Genomic DNA, 4480 nt, shown 5'->3' with positions numbered 1-4480 from the left:
GCTGATTTTGATGCCCTTGCTGTTGCTGGCAATAGTGATGGCATCGGTTTCCGCATCAGACGGTTTCTATACAAACGCGCTCGAGGAAGGGCGTACGCTTTTCAGGGAAGCCCGTTATAAAGAAGCGTTGGAGCGCTTGGAATTTGCCGCGTTCGGCTTGCTGAATAACCCCGAACTCATGCGCCGGGTACGTGGGTATTCCGCCCTGACCCTGTTTCAATTGGGCCGTTTCGACGATGCCCGAAAGGAACTGGAGTTTCTGGAAAGTGATCCACGCGATATGGAACCCGATTCGGCCGGGATTGATCCCGCGGACACGGCTTTGTTCCGGGTTATGATGCGCACAATGTATCCTGAGAAAGATACCGGAGCGAATACGGGAACCCGGCGCTCTTTTGAACTGGTGTTCCAGGATGCCTTTGAAGCGGCGCAGCGGGAAAACTGGCCGCGGGTGGAAGAAGGCATAGCCAAATTGGATAACCTGGTTGCCGAAGACCCGCGCGTGGCCATGTTGAAGGGAATGACGAACTTCAACCAGGGGCGTTTCAAGGAGGCTTTTCGAGAATTGACATCAGTTCGTGAAGGCATTCAACCCGAATTCAGTGACCGCCTGCTTTTTTTCCTTGTGCGTGCGAGTGAACGGGTAGGGGAATACGAGCAGGCTCGCCGCGCTTATAAAGACATAAAAGATGAAAAAATCCGCCAAAGCCTGGAACCGGTCATGCGGGCAGTTCTGGAAAGGCGCGAACGTGACGTGGCCGCGTTGGCGCGGGACTTTAACCGCTCCTTAATGAAAAAACTGGTGGATCAATTTCCCGGCGACGATGCCCTGGCCCTTGATATCTGGACGGAAGCAAGCGAAAATCAAACGTTGGCAAATACGAAAATGGAGTCGTTGGCCATGGCGCTGGCGCGCTTCGATGAGGCGGTTGACCGCCGGTTTTTCCTCCAGGTCGCGGCCTGGCTGGAATCAATCAAACGCGTTCCCCAGGCGGTTAAGTTTCTGGAGAAGTCGCGTTTCGCCAGGGAGTTTTCCGCCGCGAACGTAGATTTGTTGTATCAATTGGGACGCCTGCAAGGCGTTCTGGGCGAATCCGCGCGCGCCCGTGAACTGATGCGCCGCATTCTTACGCTTCAGCCGAACCATCAGCCCGCGCGCGATTATGTGGATAATATGAAAAATTCGAAAGCAAGGTAAGGCCCTGTGAAAGGAGGGAGTTCATGACGAAATCAGGCAAAGCAATGAAAGCATGGATGGTAACCGCTGTATGTCTGGGCCTGGTATGGCCGGCCGTTGCAATCGCCCAGACCCAGTCGGATGAAGGCGTAATCACCGGAGTGGTTTATCAGAAAGACAAGGAAACTCCGCTGGAGAAAGCCAGGGTGCGTTTGCAGTCGGTAAAAAAGCAGGAAAAAAAGAAAACTTATACCTCCCAGCCCACGAACGAAAACGGCCTGTATGCCCTGAGTGGTATTCCAGAGGGGCGCTACAAGGTGATCGTGATTTCGAAGGGCGGGCGCAAACTCAAAACCCGCACAGTGGTGAACATCACGGCCGGCACGTCCCTGGAACGCGATTTTCATGTGAAGGCGCGCAAGGGCTTTTTCGGCAATTGTACGCCCTGCGGAATTTCACTTGTTTTAATCGGTTTGCTGTTTTTGTTGTGATTCAATGGTATAATGATGCCATTGGAAAGGAATTGTTAGGAGAGGACGGATGAACCAGATCAAGGCAATGAGCAAGTTGACGCCTTTCGCGATAACCATAGTCGCCATTCTGCTGGTTTTTCCCGCCTTGGCACCGGCCCAGGCGGAAAACTTCGGCGGCGTGGGGGGATTCATTTATGATGGGGACGGCGAGTCGCCGATCAAAGAGGCCAGGGTGATTCTCAAACCTGTTGATGAAAACGGGGATGAGTTTCAATCCGAACCCACGGGCGATACCGGCGCTTACCAGATATCCGGGCTTTTGCCGGGCAATTACATAGCCGCGGTTCGCGTCAAATCCGGCAAGGTGTACACGACCCTGAGCGTGGTCAAGATCACCGCCGGCAAGCGCTTGATCCGCTCTTTTTACCTTACGCCGGAGCGGCCCCTGGCCATGCTGTGGAAGAACCCCTGCGGCATTGCCCTGATCCTTTCCGGAACAGCGGTGATCACCAAGCTGGTCACAGATGAACCCAAAGAAGTAAGTCCGACCACCCTGTAGACATCAAGCATCCGGATCCAGAGTATTCTCTTTATCTTTGCATTGAAAGTTTTTTTGAAATCGGTGAATGAGTAAGGTTAAACCCTCACCTTTTGGATGGACACTGCTGTTGATTTTTCTGGCAACAGGCATTCAGGTTCGCGGCGCCGATTTTTTCAAAGAGCGGGAAGCCGCGTTGAAAACGGGCCGTTTTCAGTTGGGACCGTTCCAGGTTTTTCCCCAATTCACCCTTGAAAACCTCGGCTACACGGACAATATTTACGGCTACAATGTAGAATCCCAGCCCGGATGGATGGCGGACCTGGGACTTCGTGTTAAAGCCGTAGCGGTCGCGGGCAGCCGACTCGTTTTCATATTTAATGGTCATCCTTATTACTCTTATTTCTCCGCCGTAGATACGGAACGGGCTTTTAATTATTCACTTAATGGTAAGATTTTTACCTACCTGGCCGGCTTGCATCTCATGTACAGCCTGAACTATGACAGCCTGCGGTGGCGTCCAAACTACGAATTCGCGGCACGCGTGCGCAGTTATGCAACCACACATCTTGTGGAAGCGGATATCGGCAATCATACCGCCCTTTTCTTGACCCTTTATGCCGGATATTCCAAAGTGGACTACACAGACACTGGCTTCATGGAACGTTTCAAACCAGGCATTACGCTGGATCACAACGAACGTGATGCCGGAATCAAACTCAATCTGCCCGTGTTTACCGCCACGCTGTTGTCACTGGAAGTGAATCTGCGCCAATACCGTTTTGATTATTCGCAGAACCGGAACGGAAAGGATTTGACCTCTACCCTGAACATCCATTTTCCCGAAATCGGCCATTTGACCGGAAATGCTTCGTTGGGTTACAAGCGCTATATTCCCGATACCCCTGGGTATGCTGAATTTGATACATTTTACGGATCAGGAGCTATTATCTATCGCCTGTTACGGCGCTGGCGCTTGCAGGTTTCCTATACCCTTGACAACCGCTTTTCTTTTTATCGTCCGGAATACTTCTATAATGAACGCATGGTTCAAGCCGGGCTGGACTATTACATGTCCCGCAATATGCGCGTTGGCTTCGGGTATCGCACGGGAAGGCACGATTATCGACAATTGTCGGATGGCACGCTTGAGTTTAGTGACAACTATCAGCAATACGAGGCCCGGGTCGTGTTTCGCCTGGCGAAAACCACGGGAATCGGTTTGAGTTTCCGCCGTGAGGAGTGGGATTCCCAGCGCCTGGACCTGCAACGCGGTTATTACTTTATCGGAGGCTATGTCACCCATGACTTCTAAATCGGTTTTCATAATAAGCATCACTCTTTTTTTGACTGCAATCTTGACGAGCCAGGCCAACAATATCTCGCAGAACAGCGAAGATGATTACAGGGTCGGCCCCCAGGACCTGCTGGAAATCAAGGTGTTCGAGGTCCCTGAACTGAACATCACCACCCGCGTGGCCGAAAACGGCACCATCGCCCTGCCCTTGTTGGGGGTTGTCGAAGTGGAGGGACTGACCCGGCGCGGCGTGGAAGAAAAACTGGCCAAGTTGCTGGAAGAGAGTTACCTCAAGAACGCCCAGGTCACGGTTTTTATCCAGGAGTACGAGAGCCGCATGGTTTCGGTAATGGGCGCGGTGAAAAACCCGGGCAACTACAAGTTACTGGGTTCCATGACCCTGATGCAGTTGCTCAGCCGTGCCGGCGGCCTGTCCGGTGATATGGGGGACAAAATCATCGTGATCCGCACTTTCCCCGGCGGAAAAACTGCGTCCATTTCTATCGACCTGGACGGACTGATGCTTCGGGGCGATCCCAAGCTCAACATCCCCCTTATGGACAACGACATCGTCAACGTGCCGATCGAGCGCAAGTACGACGTATACGTGTTCGGCCAGGTGGAAAAGCCCGGAAACATCCAGATGACACGCGGCACGGGCATGACACTGATGAAGGCAATCGCCCAGGCCGGCGGCTTTACCCAGCGCGCGCGCCGGGGATCGGTGAGCATCACCCGCACAGTGGATGGCGAAGAAAAAAAGATCACGGTCAACGTTAAAAAGATTTTGCGGGGAAAAGAAAAGGATTTTCAGCTCGAACCCCATGATGTCGTGTTTGTGCCCGAGAGTTTGCTTTAGAGTTGAAAAGTTGAAAAGGGAAGAAGTAGAAAAAGTGGTAAGGGCGATCGGCATGAGGCAAGAGGCGATGGGCAAGGGGCAATAGGCGAGGGGCGAGTTTCAAATCCGCCCAGGACAAATACAGTTGACGATGTAG

Annotated in this window: 4 protein-coding genes; all 4 read left to right on the top strand. The window is 52.7% G+C overall.

The annotated features are described in order from the left end of the window. The first annotated feature begins 1221 nt into the window (after positions 1-1221). The gene (locus tag ENN40_00905; protein ID HDP93902.1) at positions 1222-1668 is read left to right on the top strand and encodes a carboxypeptidase regulatory-like domain-containing protein; all 447 of its coding nucleotides are present in this window, start codon (positions 1222-1224) and stop codon (positions 1666-1668) included. A 49-nt stretch (positions 1669-1717) separates the two neighbouring features. Further along, entirely contained in the window at positions 1718-2209 is a 492-nt protein-coding gene (locus ENN40_00900; GenBank protein ID HDP93901.1) for a hypothetical protein, read from the top strand. Positions 2210-2276: 67 nt separating this feature from the next. Then, positions 2277-3503: a hypothetical protein gene (locus tag ENN40_00895; GenBank protein ID HDP93900.1), complete on the top strand. Its 1227-nt coding sequence runs from the start codon at positions 2277-2279 to the stop codon at positions 3501-3503. Then, positions 3484-4344: a hypothetical protein gene (locus ENN40_00890; GenBank protein ID HDP93899.1), complete on the top strand. Its 861-nt coding sequence runs from the start codon at positions 3484-3486 to the stop codon at positions 4342-4344. Before ENN40_00895 ends, ENN40_00890 begins: the two co-directional genes overlap by 20 nt. Positions 4345-4480 lie beyond the last annotated feature (136 nt).

Source organism: Candidatus Aminicenantes bacterium, assembly GCA_011049425.1.
GTDB lineage: Bacteria > Acidobacteriota > Aminicenantia > UBA2199 > UBA2199 > UBA876.
This window is presented reverse-complemented; position numbering and strand designations above follow the sequence as displayed.

Excerpts from the sequence above, each read along its gene's own strand:
- ENN40_00905 (HDP93902.1), top strand. The coding sequence starts at position 1,222 with ATGACGAAATCAGGCAAAGCAATGAAAGCATGGATGGTAACCGCTGTA.
- ENN40_00895 (HDP93900.1), top strand. The coding sequence starts at position 2,277 with ATGAGTAAGGTTAAACCCTCACCTTTTGGATGGACACTGCTGTTGATT.
- ENN40_00900 (HDP93901.1), top strand. The coding sequence starts at position 1,718 with ATGAACCAGATCAAGGCAATGAGCAAGTTGACGCCTTTCGCGATAACC.
- ENN40_00890 (HDP93899.1), top strand. The coding sequence starts at position 3,484 with ATGTCACCCATGACTTCTAAATCGGTTTTCATAATAAGCATCACTCTT.